General features: G+C 59.1%; 24 protein-coding genes. 16 read left to right on the top strand and 8 right to left on the bottom strand.

Annotated elements, in window-relative coordinates; all coding sequences use genetic code 11:
• Nucleotides 1–96 precede the first annotated feature (96 nt).
• On the top strand, nucleotides 97–306 hold the full coding sequence (locus tag IL54_RS24445) for a hypothetical protein (protein WP_125999564.1): 210 nt from the start codon (nucleotides 97–99) through the stop codon (nucleotides 304–306).
• 182 nt (nucleotides 307–488) lie between these two features.
• Here the strand turns inward: IL54_RS24445 and IL54_RS20510 are convergent, their stop codons facing one another.
• Entirely contained in the window at nucleotides 489–1,826 is a 1,338-nt protein-coding gene (locus IL54_RS20510; RefSeq protein WP_037480016.1) for an MFS transporter, read from the bottom strand.
• A 105-nt stretch (nucleotides 1,827–1,931) separates the two neighbouring features.
• Here IL54_RS20510 and IL54_RS20515 point away from each other — a divergent pair, with 105 nt between their 5' ends.
• The 3 genes from IL54_RS20515 to tnpB all read left to right on the top strand — a co-directional run bounded on the left by IL54_RS20515 (nucleotide 1,932) and on the right by tnpB (nucleotide 3,644).
• The gene (locus IL54_RS20515) at nucleotides 1,932–2,201 is read left to right on the top strand and encodes a metal-sensing transcriptional repressor (RefSeq protein ID WP_009821105.1); all 270 of its coding nucleotides are present in this window, start codon (nucleotides 1,932–1,934) and stop codon (nucleotides 2,199–2,201) included.
• A gap of 697 nt (nucleotides 2,202–2,898) precedes the next feature.
• Entirely contained in the window at nucleotides 2,899–3,291 is a 393-nt protein-coding gene (gene tnpA, locus IL54_RS20525; RefSeq protein WP_161489738.1) for an IS66-like element accessory protein TnpA, read from the top strand.
• Nucleotides 3,288–3,644 (top strand): IS66 family insertion sequence element accessory protein TnpB, encoded by a 357-nt coding sequence (tnpB, locus tag IL54_RS20530; protein WP_037472583.1) that lies wholly within the window; start codon nucleotides 3,288–3,290, stop codon nucleotides 3,642–3,644. The genes tnpA and tnpB overlap by 4 nt, the downstream gene beginning before the upstream one ends.
• Here the strand turns inward: tnpB and IL54_RS24715 are convergent.
• Nucleotides 3,625–3,867 carry a hypothetical protein gene (locus tag IL54_RS24715; protein WP_162182183.1) on the bottom strand — a complete coding sequence of 81 codons (243 nt, stop codon included), beginning with the start codon at nucleotides 3,865–3,867 and terminating at the stop codon, nucleotides 3,625–3,627. The two genes, tnpB and IL54_RS24715, sit on opposite strands and share 20 nt — an antisense overlap.
• Before the next feature lie 12 nt (nucleotides 3,868–3,879).
• Here IL54_RS24715 and tnpC point away from each other — a divergent pair, with 12 nt between their 5' ends.
• The 6 genes from tnpC to IL54_RS20560 all read left to right on the top strand — a co-directional run bounded on the left by tnpC (nucleotide 3,880) and on the right by IL54_RS20560 (nucleotide 9,164).
• The gene (gene tnpC, locus IL54_RS23480; RefSeq protein ID WP_162182184.1) at nucleotides 3,880–5,307 is read left to right on the top strand and encodes an IS66 family transposase; all 1,428 of its coding nucleotides are present in this window, start codon (nucleotides 3,880–3,882) and stop codon (nucleotides 5,305–5,307) included.
• The gene (locus IL54_RS20540) at nucleotides 5,304–5,897 is read left to right on the top strand and encodes a plasmid pRiA4b ORF-3 family protein (protein WP_237748752.1); all 594 of its coding nucleotides are present in this window, start codon (nucleotides 5,304–5,306) and stop codon (nucleotides 5,895–5,897) included. Before tnpC ends, IL54_RS20540 begins: the two co-directional genes overlap by 4 nt.
• 170 nt (nucleotides 5,898–6,067) lie before the next feature.
• A complete protein-coding gene (locus IL54_RS20545; protein WP_037480629.1) occupies nucleotides 6,068–7,117 on the top strand; it encodes a carboxylate--amine ligase in 1,050 nt (349 codons plus the stop codon).
• On the top strand, nucleotides 7,104–8,174 hold the full coding sequence (locus IL54_RS20550) for an acyltransferase family protein (RefSeq protein WP_009821102.1): 1,071 nt from the start codon (nucleotides 7,104–7,106) through the stop codon (nucleotides 8,172–8,174). Before IL54_RS20545 ends, IL54_RS20550 begins: the two co-directional genes overlap by 14 nt.
• A 59-nt stretch (nucleotides 8,175–8,233) precedes the next feature.
• Nucleotides 8,234–8,767: a GNAT family N-acetyltransferase gene (locus IL54_RS20555; protein ID WP_009821101.1), complete on the top strand. Its 534-nt coding sequence runs from the start codon at nucleotides 8,234–8,236 to the stop codon at nucleotides 8,765–8,767.
• A 61-nt stretch (nucleotides 8,768–8,828) separates the two neighbouring features.
• On the top strand, nucleotides 8,829–9,164 hold the full coding sequence (locus IL54_RS20560; protein ID WP_004210810.1) for a hypothetical protein: 336 nt from the start codon (nucleotides 8,829–8,831) through the stop codon (nucleotides 9,162–9,164).
• Between the two features lie 50 nt (nucleotides 9,165–9,214).
• On the opposite strand, the gene IL54_RS20565 is transcribed toward IL54_RS20560, so the two are convergent.
• Nucleotides 9,215–9,412 (bottom strand): DUF1289 domain-containing protein, encoded by a 198-nt coding sequence (locus IL54_RS20565; protein WP_037480019.1) that lies wholly within the window; start codon nucleotides 9,410–9,412, stop codon nucleotides 9,215–9,217.
• 105 nt (nucleotides 9,413–9,517) lie between these two features.
• Between IL54_RS20565 and IL54_RS20570 the strand changes: the two genes are divergently transcribed.
• From IL54_RS20570 to IL54_RS24450, 3 genes are all read left to right on the top strand, one after another.
• A complete protein-coding gene (locus tag IL54_RS20570) occupies nucleotides 9,518–9,793 on the top strand; it encodes a metal/formaldehyde-sensitive transcriptional repressor (RefSeq protein WP_004210808.1) in 276 nt (91 codons plus the stop codon).
• A gap of 50 nt (nucleotides 9,794–9,843) precedes the next feature.
• Nucleotides 9,844–10,740 carry a CDF family Co(II)/Ni(II) efflux transporter DmeF gene (gene dmeF, locus IL54_RS20575; protein WP_052027850.1) on the top strand — a complete coding sequence of 299 codons (897 nt, stop codon included), beginning with the start codon at nucleotides 9,844–9,846 and terminating at the stop codon, nucleotides 10,738–10,740.
• A 272-nt stretch (nucleotides 10,741–11,012) separates the two neighbouring features.
• On the top strand, nucleotides 11,013–12,770 hold the full coding sequence (locus IL54_RS24450; RefSeq protein WP_125998924.1) for a hypothetical protein: 1,758 nt from the start codon (nucleotides 11,013–11,015) through the stop codon (nucleotides 12,768–12,770).
• A gap of 31 nt (nucleotides 12,771–12,801) precedes the next feature.
• Here the strand turns inward: IL54_RS24450 and IL54_RS20590 are convergent, their stop codons facing one another.
• On the bottom strand, nucleotides 12,802–14,082 hold the full coding sequence (locus IL54_RS20590; RefSeq protein ID WP_037480023.1) for a three-Cys-motif partner protein TcmP: 1,281 nt from the start codon (nucleotides 14,080–14,082) through the stop codon (nucleotides 12,802–12,804).
• Between the two features lie 175 nt (nucleotides 14,083–14,257).
• Between IL54_RS20590 and IL54_RS20595 the strand changes: the two genes are divergently transcribed.
• The 3 genes from IL54_RS20595 (at nucleotide 14,258) to IL54_RS20605 (ending at nucleotide 17,010) form a co-directional block, all read left to right on the top strand.
• Nucleotides 14,258–14,998, top strand: a complete 741-nt coding sequence (locus IL54_RS20595; RefSeq protein ID WP_017503063.1) for a DUF5131 family protein — start codon at nucleotides 14,258–14,260, stop codon at nucleotides 14,996–14,998.
• Nucleotides 14,999–15,064: 66 nt separating this feature from the next.
• Entirely contained in the window at nucleotides 15,065–16,015 is a 951-nt protein-coding gene (gene tcmP / locus IL54_RS20600; RefSeq protein ID WP_037480024.1) for a three-Cys-motif partner protein TcmP, read from the top strand.
• 134 nt (nucleotides 16,016–16,149) lie between these two features.
• Nucleotides 16,150–17,010 carry a hypothetical protein gene (locus IL54_RS20605; protein WP_037480025.1) on the top strand — a complete coding sequence of 287 codons (861 nt, stop codon included), beginning with the start codon at nucleotides 16,150–16,152 and terminating at the stop codon, nucleotides 17,008–17,010.
• A gap of 103 nt (nucleotides 17,011–17,113) precedes the next feature.
• Here IL54_RS20605 and IL54_RS20610 read toward each other — a convergent pair whose 3' ends face one another.
• The 4 genes from IL54_RS20610 to IL54_RS20625 all read right to left on the bottom strand — a co-directional run bounded on the left by IL54_RS20610 (nucleotide 17,114) and on the right by IL54_RS20625 (nucleotide 21,792).
• Nucleotides 17,114–17,737: a carbonic anhydrase gene (locus IL54_RS20610; RefSeq protein ID WP_004210803.1), complete on the bottom strand. Its 624-nt coding sequence runs from the start codon at nucleotides 17,735–17,737 to the stop codon at nucleotides 17,114–17,116.
• 145 nt (nucleotides 17,738–17,882) lie between these two features.
• Nucleotides 17,883–18,758, bottom strand: a complete 876-nt coding sequence (locus tag IL54_RS20615) for a bestrophin family protein (RefSeq protein WP_010338233.1) — start codon at nucleotides 18,756–18,758, stop codon at nucleotides 17,883–17,885.
• 52 nt (nucleotides 18,759–18,810) lie between these two features.
• Nucleotides 18,811–19,191, bottom strand: coding sequence for a hypothetical protein (locus IL54_RS20620; protein ID WP_232015805.1), 381 nt, complete (start codon nucleotides 19,189–19,191; stop codon nucleotides 18,811–18,813).
• Between the two features lie 114 nt (nucleotides 19,192–19,305).
• Nucleotides 19,306–21,792, bottom strand: coding sequence for a heavy metal translocating P-type ATPase (locus tag IL54_RS20625; RefSeq protein ID WP_026109590.1), 2,487 nt, complete (start codon nucleotides 21,790–21,792; stop codon nucleotides 19,306–19,308).
• Nucleotides 21,793–21,805: the final 13 nt, after the last annotated feature.

The following is a 21,805-nucleotide window of genomic DNA, read 5'->3' on the forward strand; positions in this document are numbered from 1 at the left end:
AGGTCTGATCAAAAGATGCGCGCAGATGCGCGCCAGGGATCAGACCTCGGGTGGTCTCAAGAGAGAGGCTGGCCCCGTGGAACCCAACGCGGCAGCGTGGAACAGCTCCCAACGCCCAGCGACCGGCGCAACATCTGCAACTATGACGGGCTGCGACGGGAGATCTGTCGACTGATGCGCGGCATGTGCAGCAATGTGCATCATGTCTGCCAGGTCAGGCTGGTCCTTCGACTCATGCCGGTCATGGTGATGATCGTGATCGGCGACGCTGGACGCGACCTGCTGGGCCGCATGCGCCTGAGGTAGGGTGTCATGCCAAGTGGTCAGCAGGGTCACACCCAACAAAGCGAGCAGGCCGCACAGCGTCGACACGCGCCGACGCCATATAAGCGCCGTGCTGTTACGCCGGGATGAGTGCAATGCTCGCATGGCGCGCACGCTATCTTCGTCACATGCGCTCGGCAAGCCGGATCGACCGAAAGAACGAGTCATGATCTTGGCCAATGCTGATGAAGATCGTCGATCACATAGGCGTGGCCAGCGCTTTGGCCATGCTTGTCCCGAAGGTGGGGATGGTCTGCATCAAGATCGACGTGATCATGCGGAAGTTCGTCAGGATCCGCGCTCGGCCACAGCAAATAAGCAGCGATCACACCAAAATGCGCGATGATCGACATGGCAATGAACGTCATTACCTGATTTTCTCTCGCGCCAAGCTGGCCAGCAAGCGGATAGCAGATCAACCAGCTTCCGTGGCTCAGGGCGAACTGCGCCGCAAAGAGTGCAGGCCGATCTTCCGCATTGGCCGACCTTTTCAGTAGCCGCCCCGACGGGGTGACACTCATCGAATAGGCCATACCCAGGACAAACCAACCCGCGAGCAGTATGGACCAATAGTTGGAAGAACTGCCGAACCAGTGCGTGAGGGCACCCATGATCGCAAGCCCCCAAGCCAGCACTGCTGCGGCAGTGATCATGATCGAGCGGTCGGATATGCGGTCGAGAATACGGGGCAACCCCAGCGCAGCGAGGATAGAGCCTCCACCAAAGGCTGCCAGCGTGAAGGCAACGTCCCGCTGGCCAAGGCCAAGCTGGTCCCGCACAATGACAACAGTGTTGACGATCACCATCGAACTCGCCGCCGCCGAAGCAAAGGTCAAAGCGAGAAGGCCGCGCAGCCGTGGCGTCTTGAGGTAAATCCGCATGCCCCTGGTGGTCTTGGCATAAATGCCAGTGCGCACCTCCTTACGGTTGAGCGCTCGAGGCAAGGTGGTCGACAGGACCAGAATGGCCGAACCGACGAAACCGACCGCCGTGCCCGAGAATAACCAGTGGAAGTTGATGACAGTCAGCAAGGCAGCCGCGAGCATCGGGCTCGTCAGGCTTTCCATATCATAAGCCAACCGCGACAGGGCGAGTGCCTTGGTATAGTCGCGCTCTTCCGGCAGAACATCGGGAATGGTCGCCTGAAAAGTGGGCGTGAACGCTGCCGAAGCAGACTGAAGCACGAAGATCAGGACGTAGATCTGCCAGATCTCGCTGACGAACGGCAGGCAGATCGCGACGGCGGCGCGCAGCACATCCATCGTGACGAGAAAGGCGCGACGCGGCAGCCTGTCGGCAAAGGCGCCTACGACGGGAGCCACACCAATATAGGCGATCATCTTGATGGCCAGCGCGGTCCCCAGCACTGCGCCTGCCGATCCGCCAGCAATGTCATAGGCGAGCAGCCCCAGCGCGACCATAGCCAGCCCGGTTCCGACCAAAGCCACCACCTGCGCCAAGAACAGGTGACGGTATGTCCGATTGCTCAACACCGAAAGCATTGCATGACCTCATGACGAATCATCCTCCCCGGGGGGATATGAATGGCGCTTGCAGTATCCCCCCGGGGAGGATACTGCAAGCGCCATTCTTGGAGTCGATTCTGCATGGCCGATCATCAGCACGAGACGCATCCTGCGATCATAAAGCGATTGAACCGTGCTGGCGGCCACCTGCGCAGCATCGTAACAATGATCGAAGAAGGACGTCCCTGCGTCGAGATCGCCCAGCAGTTGCAAGCGGTCGAAAGTGCGATCGTCAACGCCAAGAAGACCCTGATCAACGATCATATCGATCATTGTCTCAGCCATAGCCAAGACAGCGGCGGCGTCTCCAAGGCCGTTGAAGAATTCCGGGCAATCTCACGATATCTGTAACGCCATTTCTGTTATAGGCCTCCGAGCGCAACCCGAACTGAGCATGTGAGCCAAGGCGACATGACACAGCTGATCCGCTGCATAATGCTGACAGTTCTGGCGATCCTCGCTCAAGGAGCGGCTGGAGCCGCCCTGCCGCACGCGCCGCTTCAGGGACATCATTACGAATATACCCATACCGATCCAGTAGGTAAGGCGCACACTGAGCCGGCGGATCTGGTTGATGGGCAGACGGACGAACTTCCTGACGGTTCTCACCGTCACACCGGTCATCACACGCACGGATCAGCAGACGACGTCAGGATAGCTGGTGTAGGCGACCGGCACCGCCGTATTCTCAAGCGTCAGTTCCGTCGGTCTGATGACCTACAGCTGACGATCGTACCCTCCCCTCCGCTGCTAGAGCCGCCCTCCGCCTGATGCCGCAGCGCCCTTTTCGCAGGGCGCCCGACCTTCCGATTGGTCTGACCTGCCAGTCTGGCAGCGGCTGTGATGCTTTACGTACGCCGCTGCCTTCGGCACGTTCGAAAGGCATCTTCTGTTGGCAACACCGCATTCTGGCGGGCGTCCTTTGCGTCCGCACCCACCTGCTATCGTGCTCGGGCTCGATAGCGCGATCAATGTAAGCGCCGACGGAACGTGACCTTGTTGCCGGCACCGGAATAGGAAAGCTCGCGGCCTTTAAGGAGGCATGAGCATGGACATCGAGCAGTCAAACGAGCCTCGTATGAGCGGTCGCGGTGATGGCGGAGTGCTTGTACGGGTGGAGCGGCGTCGGAACTGGAGCGACGAGGAGAAGCTGGCGATCCTGAAGGAGACGACGGCGCCGGGGGCGATCGTCTCGGCCGTGGCTCGGCGGCACAGCGTTGGAACAGGCCAGCTTTATACCTGGCGCAAGCAACTGCTCCGCGGAGCCATGGCAGGCTTCGCGCCTGTCGAACTGGCATCGTCGTCGCCGTCGGCCAAAGCTCGGGAAGCTGGGCGGATCGAGGTTCGAGGGCGGTGCGGCCTGACGGTGTCGGTGGATGGCGAAGTTGATCGGGCGGTCCTGAAACAGGTGCTCGATGTCCTGCGGGAGCTGGATCATTGAGCCTGGCGTTCCCGCCTTCGACGAAAATCTATCTGTCGCTGTCGCCGTGCGACATGCGCAAGGGTTTTGACGGGCTGTCGGCGCAAGTGCGCAATATCCTTCAGCTCGATCCATTCTCGGGAGCGGTCTTCCTGTTCCGCGGCAAGCGGGGCGACAGGTTGAAGGCTCTGGTCTGGGACGGCTCAGGGCTATGCATGTATGCAAAGCGTCTCGAGCGTGGAAAGTTCGTGTGGCCCCGTGCTCATGAGGGCGCGCTTCGCCTGTCGGCGGCCCAGCTTGCTATGCTCATCGAAGGGCTGAACTGGAAGCAGGCGATAGTCCATGACGAGGTGATCACGCCGAGGCTCGCATAGCCAAAAAGATCAGGAAAACCGCCATTTTATGTAGGTTTTGCCGTGGGCTTCGGCTATGGTTGAGACCATGCGGTTCGCCCTTGATCGCCTCCCCACAGACCCGGTTCTCCTGCAGAAAATGCTGCTGGAGATGGCCGATGTCATGGAGCGGGAACGGGCCGAACTGAGGGCCGCGGAAGCTACGGTCAAAGCCCAGACCTTGCGGATCGAAAAGCTCGAGCATCGTGTCGCGCGGTTGCTGCGCGTCCAGTTCGGCCGCAGCTCCGAGAAAATGGATATCGCCCAGCTGCGGCTGATGTTCGAGGAGGTCGAGGCGCCGGAACCCGCCAACGATGAGGTGCCGGCGGCGCTGGTAGCAAAATCGGCCCGCAAACCTGGCAGCCGCGTTCCGCTTCCGGCGCACTTCCCGCGTCAGACCGTCGATCATCAGCCCAGCCCATGCAGTGGCGGTTGTAACGGACCGTCAGTCCAGATCGACGAGGCCGTCACTGAGGTCCTCGATTATGTCCCGGCGCGCTTCCGCGTCATCCGCCATGTCCGGCCCAGGCTGGTGTGCCGGTCCTGCGAGCAGATCCGCCAGGCGCCCGCCGTCGATCTGCCGCTGCCCAAGGTGATGGCGAGCAGCGCCTTGCTGGCCCACCTCGTCGTCAATCGCTTTGTCGATCACCAGCCCTGGCATCGGCAGTCGGTAATCTTCCGCCGCGTTGGGCTTCACATTGATCGGGATGTGATGAGCCGCTGGGCGCGAAAACTGGCATGGCTGCTGGCGCCGCTGGGCGAGCGGTTGTTCGCCTATATCCGGGAAGCCGCCAAGATCCACGGGGACGACACGCCGGTCACGTTGTTGGGCAATGGCGATGGCAGCCGGACCGGGCACTTCTGGGTGTATCTGCGCGATGATCGTTCAAGCGGTGACATGAGCCCGCCTGCCGTAGCCTTCCGCTTCAGCGCCGATCGTGGCGGAGCGCATCCGGCAGAACATCTCGCCGGCTATCAGGGGTATCTCCAGGCGGACGGTTTTGCTGGCTATAATGCGCTTTACCGCGATCCCAAAACCAAGGCGCCCAGGGACATCGTCGAAGTAGGATGCTGGAGTCACAGTCGCAGGAAATTTACCGACATACTGGAAAAGAGCCCGTCACCGATCGCGGCGGAGGCGGTCGTGCGGATCGCCGAACTCTTCGCCATCGAGCGCGATATCAAGGGTGCGCCACCCGATGAGCGAAGACGCATCCGCCAGAGCAAGGCGGTGCCCAAGCTGGAGGCATTGCGCGTGTGGCTCGAAACCCAGAACCGAGGCCTGTCTTCCGACAGCAATCTGGCGCGGGCTTGTCGCTATCCGCTCAATCGCTGGCAGGCCATGATCCGCTACTGCGATGATGGTCAGCTCGAGATCAGCAACAATCTGGTGGAAAACGCCCTGCGCGGTGTCGCGCTCGGGCGCCGAAACTGGATGTTCGTCGGCTCTATGAAGGGTGGAGAGGCCGCCGCGCTCTTCTACTCTCTGGCCGGTACATGCCGGCTCAACGGCGTCGAGCCCGAGGCGTGGTTCACAGACGTCATTGAGCGCATCGGCAATCACCCGATCAATCGGATCGATGACTTCCTGCCGTGGAAATGGCAGGCATCAAAGCTGACCAACGATCTGGAGAAGGCTGCGTGAGCAACAGCACTATCGTGCGGATGAAGATTACGCTGGACGATGTGACACCGGCCGTGAGCCGAACGCTGGAGGTGCCGCTCAATATCCGCCTCGACCGTCTGCACACCGTCATCCAGACCGCCTTCTCGTGGACGGACTCTCATCTGTGGGAAATGAGCTTCGGGCAGACCGGCTTCGGCATCCCTGATCCTGAATATGGCTTCGACGGGCCGCTCGACGCCCGTAAGGCCACTCTCGCCCAGGTCCTGGCGGATACGAGGCGCAAGACTTTCCGATATCTCTACGACTTTGGCGACGCCTGGGAGCATAGCGTCAAGATCGAGCGCGTCAGCGCGGCCAGCCCGCACCTGACATATCCGCTCATCCTCGATGCAGTAGGCATGCGCCCGCCGGAGGACAGTGGCGGACCATGGGGCTATGCCGAAAAGCTCGAAGCGCTCGGCGATCCCCAGCATGAATATCATGAAGAGGCGCTGGAGACCCTCGGCGACAACCATGATCCCAACGCCAAGCCCGATATCCCTCTGATCGAAGCAAGGCTGGAAACGCTCGCGAAAAAATGGGCGCCACGGACACGCCGGAAAGCCTGACGGGCCGCGTCAACGCCACCTTCCGTCGGCGCTTACCGATCAATCTCAGCATCATCCGTGAACTCGGCCAAAAGGGCGTGCCGGTCATCGGCGTCGGTACGGCCGCAACCTCAATGGCTGCAGCCTCACGACATTGCTCGCAAGCCATCATCCGTCCGGCCGGGCCAATCATGTCCTGGATGCCCGACATCGTACGTCGCACGGGCGCGATGGCACTATTTGCTGTGTCCGAAACCGATTTGCTGCAACTGGCGTCAGGACCAAAGTACATCGGCAAGTGCGAGGTTCTGACGCCCCGCTTGGAGCAATTGCAGCGGGCGCTCAGCAAGAGCGACACGCTGAGCGCAGCCAGAAAGCTCGGGTTCGACGTGCCGCAGACATGGCAACCTCGAGCCGGCGAAGATTTCGCCGCGCGGATCGCTGAGCAGACCTTCCCCGCTATCGCCAAGTGGGACAACCCAAATGACATCCTCCCCCTTCTCGAAGAGGCTGGCCTCAAATGGGAGAAGGCAGAGTTCGTCAGCAATGCCGGCCAACTCGACCGCTTGCTTGATCGCTTCCAAACAATAGGCCGCTGGCCCCTGATCCAGTCCTATTGCGATGGCGTGGGGCTTGGCCAAATGCTCTACATGAGGCGTGATCGCGCGACCCTGCGCTTTCAGCATGTGCGCCTTCATGAATGGCCGCCAGAAGGCGGGGTGTCGACGCTCTGCTACAACGAGCCACTCCATCAGCATCAAGCCCAGATGAAATTGTCGGAGCGCCTGCTTCAGGAATTGGAGTGGGAGGGCCCCGCCATGGTCGAGTATCGCTATGACGCGGCACGGAAGCGCTATTGGCTCATGGAAGTAAACGGCCGCTATTGGGGCAGCCTCCCGCTCACTCGCCATTGTGACACCCTCTTCGCCTGGGAAGCCTATCGACGTTCGGTCCTGGGCCAGGTCGTTGACGCGCCGGTGGGCCGGCAAGACATAATTCAGGCACGCTATATGATTCCGGAAACCAAGCGGCTCATGCGCCTGCTCATCAGGCGCTCTCGCGTTAATGAGCGCGTCGCTGAATATAGCCGCCTGCAGGAGCTGCGATCCTACCTCGCGGACTTCGTGCGCCCGAACATGCGCTACTACGTCTTTGACAAGGACGATACCGGCCCATTCTATCAAGACATCCGCAACATGGTCGGGAAGATTTTCAAGGGGGGCCGTCATGACCCTCGTTGAAAAACAGAAGGTCAACGTGCGTCCTGATCGGCTTGAACAGCAACCGGTCAGCGGCCCGTTCAGAAACAGGCTGAAGGAACTCGACGCCCTGCGCGGGATCGCGGCGATCAGCGTGATGCTGTTCCACTACACCTCGATCTATCCCGACTTCTTTCCCGAGCGCCGCAGCATCGGCGTGAGGTTCGATGCCGGAGGCTATGGCGTCTTCCTGTTCTTCGGCATCTCCGGTTTCGTGATCAGTCGCACGCTGGAAAACACCGTGGGCATCGCCGACTTCACCATCAAGCGTGTTGCCCGGCTCTTCCCAGCCTATTGGGCGGCGGTGCTGATCACGACGCTGGTCGTGCAATGGAGCGGGACCGAACGGCTACAGGCGGAATTCGAAACGGTCATGATCAACCTAACCATGTTGCAAGGCTTCTTCTTCGTCCCGTCTGTAGATGGCGTGTACTGGACGCTGACCGTCGAGCTCGCCTTCTACATATGCGCGGCCCTCGCATGGATGGCGCGCAAGCGGGTGCGCATCGAGTACCTGCTTGCTGGTTGGATGGCAGTTGGCGCGATCGCCTCCGTCTCCGAGATAGCGCCGTATCGGGTACAGATGCTCCTGGTGAACCAATACAGCCCGTTCTTCGCCATTGGTGTGCTCACCTACAGAGCGTGGTCAGCACAACGGCGCTATCTCGACCAACTTCCCTATTTCGCGATGGCGCTGGCGATACTGGGCTTCAATGGCGGCGCCGCCTTCCTGATCGCCGGGGTCGGAATTCAGGTGATGCTCTGGCTGGCCATCAACGGCCGCCTGTCCGCGATCACTCATCCTATTCTGCTGTATCTCGGCGCTCTCAGCTACCCGCTGTATCTCATCCACCATCACGCCGGCTTCGTGCTGCTCCGGGCAATCGACCGCGCACAGATAGGCCCCTTCGCGGGGGTCATCGTCACGTCGGCAACGATGCTTGGTCTGGCAGCCCTCCTGCACCACAGCATCGAGGCACCTGCGGAGCGGGCCATCCGAACATGGTGGCTCAGGCGCCTTAGCCCCCAGCCAGTCTGATCGAGCTTCCTCTTCGGTCGCCATCCGCGCGGCCATCTGCACATCATGAAAGACCCAATATGCTCTTTGGCAACACCGTGGCCCTCGGCCCCATTTTCCCTGTCGATCTCGAGCGCCTGTTCCGCTGGATGGACAATGCCGACGACGCTCGCCTGAATGAACCCTACCGACCGCTTAACTGGCAGCATCAGGAAGCATTCTGGCTAAATGCCGATCAGGACGCCTCACGCGTCTTCTTCGCTATTCGCGTGCAGGACGCTCCGCACATTGTGGGATTCATCCAAATCCACAAAATCCACGCCATCCATCGATCGGCCCTTATCGGCATCCGCATCGGTGAGGTCGAAGACCGCGGCAAAGGCTTGGCAGCAGACGCGATGGCAGTCGCCATTGAATATTGCTGGCGTGATCTCAACCTGAGCAGGCTCGAACTGAACGTCTTCGCCCATAACGAACCCGCACGGCGGCTGTACCATCGGCTGGGTTTTGTCGAAGAGGGCACCTCACGCAACGCGCTCTTCATGGGCGGGAACTGGATCGATGTGGTGAACATGGCGCTGATGCGACCAGATCGCGTCGCCCCTGAGGGTTAGGCATTCATGCCCGGTTAGGGCGGATTTGTTAGGAACAGCAATCCCGCAAGAAATTGAGACCATGAAACCGACGATCTTACTGACCGCCTTGGCCCTATGCTTGTCCGCATGCGGTCCCGTCCATCCCAGATGGAAGAACGAAAGCTCCCATGACATCCGGGTGACCTATTTCAAAGGCACGGCGCACTACGGGGTACTCATCAAGCAGGGTCGGGAAAATGTGCCGGTCGCACCTTTCGACTTCCAATCGGTTGAACGGATCGAAATCGAAGATAGTGGCCAGATACAGCGGCTAACGAAAGCCGCTGTATCGCAGATGCACACCGAGTGCGGCCATGGCTATTCCTGCCGCATTCGATACGGAGACGATCACCAGTTGAAGGTCGCGCCTGGCTAACAGCTTCCGCTTGCCACCCATCGCACCGACGACATCAGCCGAAAGGCTGGTCAGTCGTCGGTGCGATCATTCGTCAGGCCCTTTGCGCGCAGCTTGGACAGGCGCTGCGGTAAATCCGCAGCAACCTTACGCGCCTCGCCCGGGCGCAGATTGCGCCAACGACGCACTTCCTCACGAGAACGGCCGCAACCGCGGCACCAGCCGGACGAGGCGTCGAAACCACAAAGGTCAATGCAAGGCGAGCGCACAAATCATTCCACTGAATTTGATTGAATACCATACCCCCCTACCCTATAGAGCATCATCCTACCAGCAGCAATTTGCTGCATGACACTGAGGCTACCGAGGGAAAAATGGCCCACATCAATGAAAACCGAGACGCGCTACTCGGGCGAATCAAGCGCATCGCGGGCCAGGTTGGCGCAGTAGAGCGCGCGCTTGGCGGCAATGCGAATTGCACCGAAGTCCTCCATCTGGTCGCAGCCGTTCGCGGCGCCGTGAATGGCCTTCTCGATGAGATCATCGTCGAACATCTGGAGGCCCATGTCGCACGCGACGGTCTGTCGCCCGAAGAACGCCAGCAAGGCGCAGAGGACCTCGTCACGATCATCCGGAGGTACAGCAAGTGAGTACCAAGACCGCCGTGCTGGCCGACACCGGCCACCTGACGCACGAACATATGTTCCTGGCCGCCAGCCATGACGACAATGCCCGCCGGACACTCTGGGTCGTGGTGCTCACCGCCCTCATGATGGTGGCAGAGATTGTCGCTGGTTACACTACTGGATCGATGGCCCTACTGGCTGACGGCTTCCATATGGCCACCCATGCCGGAGCGCTTGGTGTTGCAGCCGCGGCTTATGCCTACGCGAAACGCAATGCTCATAACGGCGACTTCAGCTTCGGCACCGGGAAAGTCGGGGATCTCGCCGGCTTCGCATCGGCCCTCGTCCTGGGCATCATCGCCCTCGCTATCGGCGTTGAGTCCGTCATGCGGCTGTTTGAGCCTATCAACGTCGCCTTCGCGGAAGCCACATGGATCGCAATCCTCGGACTGCTCGTGAACATAGCGTCGGCCTTCCTTCTATCTGGTGGTCATGGGCACGACCATGGTCATCACCATGATCACGGGCATCACCATGGTCACAGCCATGGTGGCGACAACAATCTGCGTTCTGCCTACATGCATGTTCTGGCCGATGCCCTGACATCGGTGTTGGCGATCGCCGCACTTCTGGCCGGTCGCTATCTGGGCTGGGTATGGATGGATCCCATCATGGGCATTGTCGGTGCCGTTGTGATTGCACGCTGGTCATGGTCACTGATGCGCGACACGGCCGCCATTCTCCTGGATCGCACCGATCGCCACGTGGCCGATGAAGTCCGCGAGTTGGTCGAGACGACTGGCGATGCCCGGATCACGGATCTGCACGTGTGGAAGATCGGCCCTGAAGCACACTCCGCGATCGTCGGCGTGTCTGCCCATCCGGGTGTAGATGCGACGGAAATCCGGCGGCGCCTGGTGCCCGTTCACGAGCTCCAGCACCTTACCGTCGAAGTCGCGACAGTGGCATAACCGACAGGAATATCGCGATTTATCCCACATTTTCTCGAATCGTGGAAATGTGGGATAAATTTTTAGGAACACGCGATCGGAATATCCATAACCACGGGCCCAGACAGAAAGCCTTCACAAGAGTCGCGGTTCACTCTGACTGTTCCAAATGGCTTGGGTCGGCAGGAGAGGAAGAGATAAAAAGAACGTAGGAACTTTGTGCGCGCTCCACGGCGACAAAGGAAATTCATCCATTGGACGCCTCGCCACAATAGATCTGTCCATGGTTCAAAATGCTGAAACATCCCTTCGCTCTTGTGAAATCAACCGGCAAGGTCGTTCACATCGATGACGCTTCTAAAACCCAAGCGCCATTTATCTGCGCCGGCTGCCAATCCGAAATGCGCCACGTTGCAGAAACCGTCCCGCATACCCGTAAGGGTAGCGACAAAATCATAACTCGGCGCGGTCACTTTGCACATGTTTCGCATGACGAATGCACATCCGGCCTCGAAACAAGCCTTCACCTGTGGTCGAAGATGGTAATCGAAGAGGCCCGTACTGTCGGACTTCCTCTGCACCATGTCGAATATCTGGACATAGCACGCGACTTTGAGACGGAGTGGAAATACCATGCCGTTACGTTGGAAGAGTGGCAGGACGGCATCAGGCCTGACATCGTATTATATCATCCCGATGGACGCCTGAATGTCGAGATCAAGGTTTACCACGCGGTTGACGAAGCCAAGGCAGAGCTTCTCCGCCAGCGTATCCAGTCATGCATCGAGATCGACGTCGCTGACTATGATTTCGAGACAACTTCGGGCCAAGATCTGCGACAGGCGATCCTTTCCGATGCCCCCCGCGTCTGGATCGCGCATCAGTTGGAGCCCGAACGCATTGCCCTTCTCAAGGAAGAAAGAAGGCAAATCATCACCAACGAAGGCAATCGACTGCGCGACCTGATAGAAAACATTCCCCATCGGATAAAAAGTGAGACCCGCAAGCAGCACGAAGCTGAAATTACGTACTACGGAACTGGAGCTTTTGTCGGCAGAACGATACCCGGTGAGCACTGGTTCTCTGCGCCTGCCCGAAATTGGCAGCACGTAACCCTTCGCGATTTTCTCCGGTCCAAACCGGATGAAAATGGCGATATCCTATACGACAGACCACCCAACATTTACCTCTCCCGTACCCGGGCAGACCAACCACAAAATTCAGTTCCTCCCGTACGCCACCCATTTTTGAATGCTGAGCTTCCAAGCCCATATGAAGTTGACCCGGATGTGCTTGAAGCTGCCGGCATCAGCCGTAAAGAATATGGGACACCTAATCAGGCAGTCGCAACCTACATGCGAATGCTATGCGACGAGCCAGATATAGAAGACGCACATCCGATCGCCAGGCGCATAATTTGCCACGGATCCAAACCAAATACCTTTCGTATCAATCCAGAAAGAGCGGCCTACATTAAGCGTCGAAAAAAGCTTCAACGAGAATACATAGCCGCAGGACGTCGCCGCAAGCTATCTGGATTCGAATTTCGCGATTGGTATGTCGAGCCGCTCTCGCACAACGGCATAACCCCGCGACAAATCTGTATTGAAGGCGGAGTGGCCTACGCCCGTCTCGTCGCAGAGATGCTGGCCATAGTGAACATGCTGGACGGTGGATGGCCCGTCCGACACCTACTAGGCATCGAGGAAGAGTGGCTTCGAAGAAGGCAAGCACGGCAATACAACAAGCCCGATGCAGAGGGCGGCGGCCCGCACCCGTTTCTCGAAAACACTCATCGTCGATGCGCGTCTTACACCATGATGCGCAAAGGTCTATCCTACATCGAAATTCTCGTCGCAATGTGCGATCGCGTTTTTGACACGACAGAGGCAGCCGGAGCTTTCCTCTCCACCCCAAACCATCGAATCGCAAACACCACACCAATGCATTTCGTGCGAGACATTCCCACTCTTCAACGATGCATTGACCTAATGCCTGCAGATCCCAAGCTCACCGATCTTAACGGGAAAACCTACAAAAGGATCTGGTAGCTGACATACGGCATCTGAAATGATTGACCTGTCACGCTGCTCTTTGATCGAACACAGAGAAAAGGCCAGGCTCCCGAGACACCTTGATCTCGTCATCCCAAGCGAACGTCTTCACTGACCGTCGCAACGCTCCATCCTTGCCAGTGATAATCACATCCTGCGCCTTGCGTAGTTCGACCAGCGCTGCATCCACGATCTCACCGATTACCGGCGCCTCGTTGCAATGGGATGCGAACAGTTCTTTCTTGGTCAGCGGCCCCTTCCCGGCTGCCGCCCGTGCGTGAAGCATCCTGGCGAGTTGGTCGACAACGGCGTTCTCCGACCTGGTTCGCGCGTTGTCGTTGAAGCCAAAGTCCAACATATCCTTCCGCACATCCTCGCTTGGATTAAAACCAAGCGAGTTAAAGCCCGCTCGACCGAAATGCTCGAATGTGTTTTCCATTCCCCAGTGGATCTTGCCCATTTCCTCTCGAGCCGAATGGTGCTTCGACAGGTGCAGGAGCCAATAATCCCGATTGGACCCGCCTTCGGGGTGGATGAAAAACGGCGTGTAATAATCGGCGCCAGTGTTCCGCTGGATATGCTCGTAGAGCGTGTTTTGGATGAAGCGCTTCCAACCCCGCATCTGCTTCATTTGCAGCATGTCCTGGACATCACTGCGACCGAGATCGACCGCCGCCAAGCCCGCGGTGTCGATCATCCTGTCATTCAGCAGGTTCACCAGATGGTCTACCATGAAGGTCAGCACCACTTCCGGGTTTTGAAGGGCTGCCATGATCTTGCGGATTGTGGCGAATGTGACTGAACTCCATCCGTATTGATCCAGGAAGAACAAGGAGCGATGCGCCCGCCCTCTTGCCTGGATGCGTGCGATCACATCTCCAGAGACCTCTTCAAACTTCGAAGTGAGGATATGGATGTCCCGCCCGATCCGAGAGCCGTGACCCTCGCTTTCCAGAAGATCCCGTAGAAAATCGATATGGTTGCGGTTCGCATCGACGAAGACAAAGTCGACATTGATCGCAATGCCTAGTGTCCGTGCCGCTGCGACCTCAGCCCGAACCCGGTCGACTGCAGCCAACATTCGAAGTGGAGACCCGTCAACCTGACCGCCATCAAGCGTATAGCGACCGCCACCACAGAACCCGTCAACGATTGTGAGGTTGAGAGCACGGGTGCGATGACTCTTAGTCAGTGTGCGAATGTACGCCCCAACATAGGCATCGAATATCTCATGCTTTGCCGCACTGTGGCGACCGAGTTCGGGCAGACTACCGCCCACGATCCAATCGTAACCCAGATTACCTGCCATGGATTGATGCCTCGCTGGCCCTGCCGCCATAGACAAGTTATGAGTAATACTTACAGCAACTGTCCATCCCCTTCTCATTCATTTTGCTCATATTTTCCAGTTTTGGCACCGAAACTCGTTGCCCCACGATTCGCGATATGCCAAGATTCATGGTACGTTCTAGGGGCGCGTTATTATGGCCGACGGCAGTGCAATCGAGTGGACAGATGCGACGTGGAATCCGGTGACGGGTTGTACGAAGATTACTGCCGGCTGCGACAATTGCTATGCCGCCCGCTTCTCTGAGCGGTGGCGCGGCATCCCAGGTCATCCTTTCGAACATGGCTTCGACCTCACCCTTCGGCCTGAACGGCTAGCGCAACCGCTCGCTTGGAAGCGGTCCCGGATGATCTTCGTCAATTCGATGAGCGACCTATTCCACAAGGAGGTGCCCCGCACCTTCATCGATCAGGTCTTCGACACGATGGAGAAGGCGGATTGGCACGTCTTCCAAGTGTTGACGAAACGCAGTTCGCTGATGCGCAGCTATCTCAAGCGGCGCTACCGTGATGCCACACCACCGGCTCACATTTGGCTCGGTGTGTCGGTCGAAGACAGCAAATCCAGCGCTCGTATTACGCATCTGCGAGATGCACCTGCTGGCGTCCGCTTCCTTTCCGTAGAACCGCTGATCGGTTCAGTCGGAAAAGTTGATCTCACGGGCATTCACTGGGTTATTGCGGGCGGCGAAAGTGGGCCGGGCGCGCGGCCGATGGCAATCGAATGGGCGCGTGAAATTCGCGACCTATGCGCCGAACAAGGCGTCGCGTTCTTCTTCAAACAATGGGGCGGCATCCGGCCAAAGACCGGCGGCCGTGATCTCGACGGGCGCGAATGGAACGAGCTGCCGGTTCCCGTCGCCTCGCGCGCCGCTTAACGAGGGGCATATCCCCACCAGACAAGATCAACGGTGCCGCTGAGGCCTAACCGAGACAAACCCGACATGGCCGATGTGGAAAGAGCTGAACATACCTTTGGTGGCGGGTGGACCGAGATCAAGCTCAATGCTGTTTCCGATTACCTCAACTTTTACACGCGAGCGCTGCAAGCGAGTCCGTCGCCGACCAATCCCTTCGAAACGTGGTACATTGATGCATTCGCCGGGACAGGTGACCGCACCATCGAAAGCAAGTCGGCCGGGCTTTTTAGCCAAGAGCCAGGAGTCATGGAACGCGTCCGCCTGGAGGGCTCTGCACGTCGTGCGATAGCCATTGATCCGCCCTTCCGCCACTTCGTATTCATCGAGAAGGATCCACAGCGCTTCGCCGCACTAGAGCGGGTGAAATCCGACTTTCCAAACCACGACATCCGATGCGTCCCTGGGGATGCCAACGATGAACTGCGCAAGGTGTTCTCCAATGGCCCTTGGACGCAGCCGGGCCGGAGCGGACTTCAGCGCGCCGTCGTATTCCTCGACCCCTATGGCATGTCTGTTCGATGGGATACTTTGAGATATCTTGCAAACACCCAACGAGCAGACGTCTGGTATCTCTTTCCACTGCACGCCGCCCTTCGCCAGTTGAGCCACGACCATGCGGCTCTCGACGCTGGAAAAAGGGCATCGCTGAATGAGGTTTTCGGCACCCCCGATTGGGAGCAGCACTTCTACAAGTACACCCCCAAGCCTTCAGACCTCTTCGACTTTGCGGCCACATCAACGCCCAACCGAAGTGCCGACCCTGACAAGGTAGAAAAATTCGCGGCCGAACGCCTACGGACCATCTTCAGTTTCGTGTCCGAGCCGATCCCGATCTTGACCCGACATAAGCTGCGCCAGTTCTCATTGTTCCTGCTCAGCGGAAACCCCAACGAACGGGCAGTGTCGCTGATCAAGAGGGGCGTCGCTGCTCAGATTAAAAAGTTTGGTGGACGAACCTTGCCTTCGTCCCGGTGACGACAAGCACCATCCCGCATCAGTCCAGCTAGCGTTTCGATGTCGTCTGCCTAAGGGCACTGAGTGAAGTCCGGCCAACTCAAGATCGAAACTTGGACAGAAATATCAAAATATGATGTTGAAATGGAATAATAATGACAAATGAGATTGCTACCTGGCGCGAGATCAGCGAAGCGTCACGCGCTCTCGCAAAGCGTTTCGATCGGGACAAATTCCTGAAAACAGTCTTCAAAGGCTGCATCAAAGTAGGGAAGAGCAAGAGCAACCCAATCCGTGGAAACTTCGTAGCAGCCGGCCTGCGCGAAGCGATCAGTCATATCATCCACAAACTGTCACCTGACGAAGATGTCCGCGCATGCGTCTGGTTCGTGCAAGCACCAGACACCGATACAGTGACGAGGAGGCAACGGGCGAATTACATCATCAAGGCCGGCCTTTCAGACCAATTCGTAAAGGACATACTGAAGTTCGAGGTGAAGCCCCACGCCGACGAATTGATTGAAATGGTGAATGCGCTAAACCGCTCTACACATGTCCGCCCAAACACCATCCTAGCCGACGGTTCAAAAATCAGGCGGATTTTCAGCGAAGTTCTCGACGGAATCAACGCCCTACTGGATGCGGCTGAAGAGAGCCGGGACTTTATCGAAGAGGCAGTCGCAGGAGCGATGCAGACCGCCGTGTTCGAGAAGATGATTGGGGAAGCAATCCAGGAGCTCGATGAGCTGTCTACCCACACCGCAATTGACCATCACTGGGTCGACGAAATCGTGGTCACCGACATGGATGCCAACACGATCTACTACGAGGTGACCGGATCCGTTGTGGTCGAACTGCAATATGGCTCAGGATCTGATGTTGCGAACGATATCGGCTCCCGCGACACTGACGAATATCCTTATGAGGCAGAAATCGAACTTCCCATCAGCGACCCGCTGACGGTGACCGCGTCAGACGTGCGAGTAAAAGTCGACACAAGCAGCTTCTACAAATGACGCTCAGCATCAAAGGGCGACTATCACCGCCATGATATCCGCGCACTCCCGACGGACATAACCAGCCAAACTCTGATTATGTCCGTCGGGAAGGCCTGCGCTTTTAGAGCCAGCGAACCCGGCCGGTCGACAGTTCGTACACGGCGCCCACGACCTTCAACTCGCCACGCTCCTGCGGTTCGATCAGCATCGGCTCTGAGAACTTCTGCAGGCGTTCGACCATACGCCGGACGTTTTCCTCGACCGCGGTATCGACCAGCTTGTCTTCGCCGACATTGCGCTGAGCTGCCAAGACGGCCGGTACGATCGGCTCGATCATACGAGCAATGCTACCCGGAAACCGTGTATCCTTCGTCACGACGTCGGCTGCAGCCGCAACGGCGCCGCACTTCTCATGCCCCAACACGACGATGAGCGGCACCTTCAGCACGGCCACCGAATATTCGATGGACCCCATGCCGGCGGTGTCCACGTTGTTACCGGCAGTCCGGACAATGAACAGTTCGCCGAGGCCGGCGCCAAACAGCTGTTCTGGGCCAACGCGAGAGTCCGAACAGCCCACCAGCGTCGCGAACGGCTGCTGACCTTCTGCGAGCGCCAGTCGCCGCTCGCGTGACAAGTCGGCCGGCACCGGCGCATCGGCCACGAATGCCTCATTGCCGTCGACCAGACGCTGCAGGGCCTCGTCCGGGGTCGGTTGCGTGCTGATTACGCTTGCTGTTGCCACTTCATACTCCTTTAAATGAATGGGCGCGCAAGGCAGATAGGAACCGCCTGTCGCTGGCGCCCAACTCGATCGTAACGATTGATTTCCGCCCCTTTACGGCCTGTTGAAGGGTGTAACGGCTACGTCCGGCCTTTGATCCCCTACTCTACCACTGCGTTCCCGCCACAGGAGGAAGTGGCCCAGGCCCCTTCCGCCCTAGGGACTCCAGAAGATCGATCTCGATCGTCCGACACATCGTCGATAGCGGCACGTCATGGACGGTGTTGGCAAACGGGTCCGTCAGATCCTGCCCGATCCGCAACGCAGCCAGGAAGATCATCCCGATCAGGGTCGATCCGATCGGTGTGTAGAGATCCAACGTCTCCACCAACGAGATCGGCAACAGCACGCAGAACAGCCGCGTGAAGAAGTTCGGCATGAACTCAAAGCCATTGGGCAGCGGCGTATTCTTGATGCGCTCCATGCCCCCTTGGGCATTGGCGATATCGATCATCACTCGTTCGAACAGGGACTGCTGGATGGTGTCGATCTTCCCGTCAGTCCGCGCTCCAGACACGATCCGAGACATGTCCTCGAGCAACGCATTGGGGCGGTTCGTACGCTCGGCAGCCACTTCGGCGGCCTCCTTGCCCGCCAGCCGCTTAATATCCTCTGTCGGATCCTGCCCCCGCAGCCGGCACCGCATCGCGTGCGCGAAAGAGATCTGCCGCAGCACAATAGCTTCCGCTTCCGGGCCAGCCGGCAATACATTGCGACACAAACGGGCCATGCTGCGCGAGGCGTTGATCAAAGCGCCCCATAAGGTGCGCGCCTCCCACCAGCGGGCGTAAGCGGCGTTCGTCCTGAAGCCGAGAAACAAAGCTATGGCCGTGCCGAACAGCGCGACTGGCAGCGCAGGCTCCTTGATTGGCATGAACCGGTGGAAGATGGTGACTGCCACATCCCAGGCAAACAGGATGGTCAGTGGCTTCCAGATTTCGAGTATGATCTGCTGCAGGCGGGGACGCGCTCCGACGATCATCGCGGTGCTCCATTATCTATGATGTGAGAGGCGTAGCGCCCAATTCTTAAAATCAGGGGGCCACCAAGGATTCAGGCTGACGAGCGCCTGTTCGGTTCAGGATGTCGAAGTTGCCCTCGGCAAAGAAGCCAACATGCACCGGCCCAGGCGATAGGTTGTTCCAAGACCATTCGTACAGGCTGCCATGCTGCGGACGTAACTCCCCCCGCTGAATGCCCGAAGCAATCGTATCGGCAAGAATGGACCCTTGGTGCCCATCTTCCAGGCGAAGGCGATAGCGGACCTTCGCGCCGCGGCTCTCGCTTACGAACCGTACGGTCCCCTCCCCGGCCACATAGGCTGCTACGCGCTGCGTTTCGCCCGGCTGGATCGTAAAATGCACACGCTTCGTGGCGGGAGGATCATTAAGTGGTGCGTGCAGTACGCCGGACATCGCCCACACTCCCACCACAGCGAGAGCGACGCATATCAGTATGCCTGTCCCGACGAAGATGGCGTCGAATCTTCCGATCCTCACGTCGCTTCTCGATGGTGGTCCGCGTCCTGCTTAGACACGGACCGGATCTCGATACGCCAGAAGCCGCAGCGCGTTGATAACCACCAACAGCGTCGATCCTTCGTGAAGGGCGACAGCCGGTCCGATACCAAGACCCAGGATGGTCGCCGGAACGAGGAAGGCGACGACACCCAGGCTGACGAACACATTCTGCCGGATAACCCAGCGCGTGCTCCGGCTGAGACCGACAGCGAACGGCAGATGCGACAGGTTGTCTGCCATCAGCGCCACGTCGGCGGTTTCCAGCGCGACATCCGAGCCGGCTGCGCCCATCGCAATCCCGACGGTCGCTGTCGCCATGGCGGGCGCATCGTTCACGCCATCACCGACCATCGCGACCTTTGTCTCGGCCCTCAGCTTCTTGATGGCCTCGACCTTGTCTTCGGGCATAAGATCGCCCCAGGCTTCATCGATCCCGACCTGCTTGCCTATGGCATCAGCCACCCGCTGGTGATCGCCCGAGATCATGATCATCCGCTTGATGCCGATCTCGCGCAGGCGTTCCAGCGCCGCGCGGGCTGCTTCGCGCGGCGTATCCAGAAGACCGATAGCCCCCATATCCCGGGAGCCGCTGCGCACGACCATGCTGGTCTGTCCTGCCTCCCGGAGCGTCTTGATCGCGGTATCCATCTCGCCGGACAGCGGGGCTATGCCGTCGCTGCCGAACATCTCGGCCTTGCCGATGAGAACTTCATCCTCACCGACAAGAGCCGAGATGCCGCGACCCGTGAGGCTCTTCAGATTTTCGGCCTCCGGAACTGGATGATCGCCAATATGCTCGCGCCCATCACGCGCAATTGCCTGGGCCAAGGGATGGTCGCTGAGGCTTTCTACAGCCACCGCCAGCGCCATCAGTTCTTCCTTGGTGACGCCAGGCGCCGGGATGATCTGCTGGATGCGTGGCTCGCCCATCGTCAGCGTGCCGGTCTTGTCGAACGCGATGGCATCGAGCGATCCCAGCAATTCGAGCGGCGCACCGCCCTTTACCAGGACGCCGCCCCGCGCGGCACGGGCGACACCCGACAGCACGGCGCTCGGCGTCGCGATGGCCAGCGCGCAGGGGCTGGCGGCCACAAGGACGGCCATCGCCCTATAGAAACTGTCGCGGAATGGCTCATCGACGACGACCCATGCGAATAGAAGCAGGAATGCCAAGACAAGAACGGCAGGCACGAAGAAGCGCTCGAAGCGATCAGTGAACCGCTGGGTCGGCGACTTCTGCGTCTCCGCCTCGCTGACCATCTTCACGACCTTGGCGAGCGTGCTCTCGTTCGATAGGCGCGTGACTTCGATCTCGATGAGGCCGCTGCCGTTGATCGTGCCGGCGAAGACCCTGCTGGCTGCAGCGACGCGATCAGGATTGGCCCGAGCAGAGTCCGCGCTTTCGACCGGCTCCTTGTCGACCGGGATGCTTTCGCCAGTGACAGGCGCTTGATTGACCGCAGAATTGCCCTTGATGACGAAGCCATCGGCGGCGATGCGCTCGTCCGGCTTGATGATGACGACATCACCAAGGACCAGTTCCTCGACCGGCACGACACTGGAGCCACCATCCATGCGCCGAACGGTGGCCGTTCGCGGCGCCAACTCGGCCAGAGCTTCGATCGCACGCTTGGCGCGGCCCATGGCGTAATGCTCGAGTGCATGCCCCAAACTGAAGAGAAACAGCAACAAGGCACCTTCGGCCCAAGCGCCTAGCGCCGCCGCACCAGCGGCTGCCACCAGCATCAGTGTATCGATCTCGAAGCGCTTCTGGCGCAGATTTTCGATAGCCTCACGCACGGTGTAGAAGCCGCCGAACACATAAGCCGCGATGAAGAGAGCGAACGGCACCCAGGCGGGGGCCGTCACGAACGTCTCGATGAGGTAGCCCACCCCCAGCGCGCCGCCGCAGGCAAGAGCGAAGATCAGCTCGGTGTTGGGCCCAAGCAGTCCGCCATGCCCATGATCGTGGTCGTGCTTCTCGACAGCCGGGTGATCGTGATCCTTGTCGTGGTCGTGCGCCACGGGCTTCTTTCCGGAAGCCGCGAGTGCCTTGGGTGTTACACCGGCATCGCGAAGCCCCGTGAGAATGCCATCCTCCGACGTGATCGTGCGATCAAACTCAACCCGCACCGTCCCGGGAAGAATGGCCTCGGCTTCGAGCACGCCTGGCAGCGCGCGAAGCGTTTCGCCAATAGACCTGGCACGCCTTTGATGGCCAATGCCGTCGACCTCCCACACCGCATGGCCGATGCGCTCTGCGATCTGCGTCCCCGCCGCCTTCGCCAGCTCCCGGATACGAGGAAGAGAGATCGCGTCCGGATCATAGTGGATGCACAGCTGCGGCAGTGTGCCGGCTGGTTCCTTCGTGACATGCACTTCAGAAACACCGGGACGGCTTTCGATCAAGGATATCAGGCGCGAAACGCAGCCATCAGCCGTGTCGGTGACTTCGGGGAGCAGCAGGGGGACATCAAGGCGGAGTTTTTGAATCATGACCATCATCCTG

The sequence above is a fragment of the Sphingobium sp. ba1 genome, from assembly GCF_000743655.1.
In the GTDB taxonomy this organism is placed as follows: Bacteria; Pseudomonadota; Alphaproteobacteria; order Sphingomonadales; family Sphingomonadaceae; genus Sphingobium.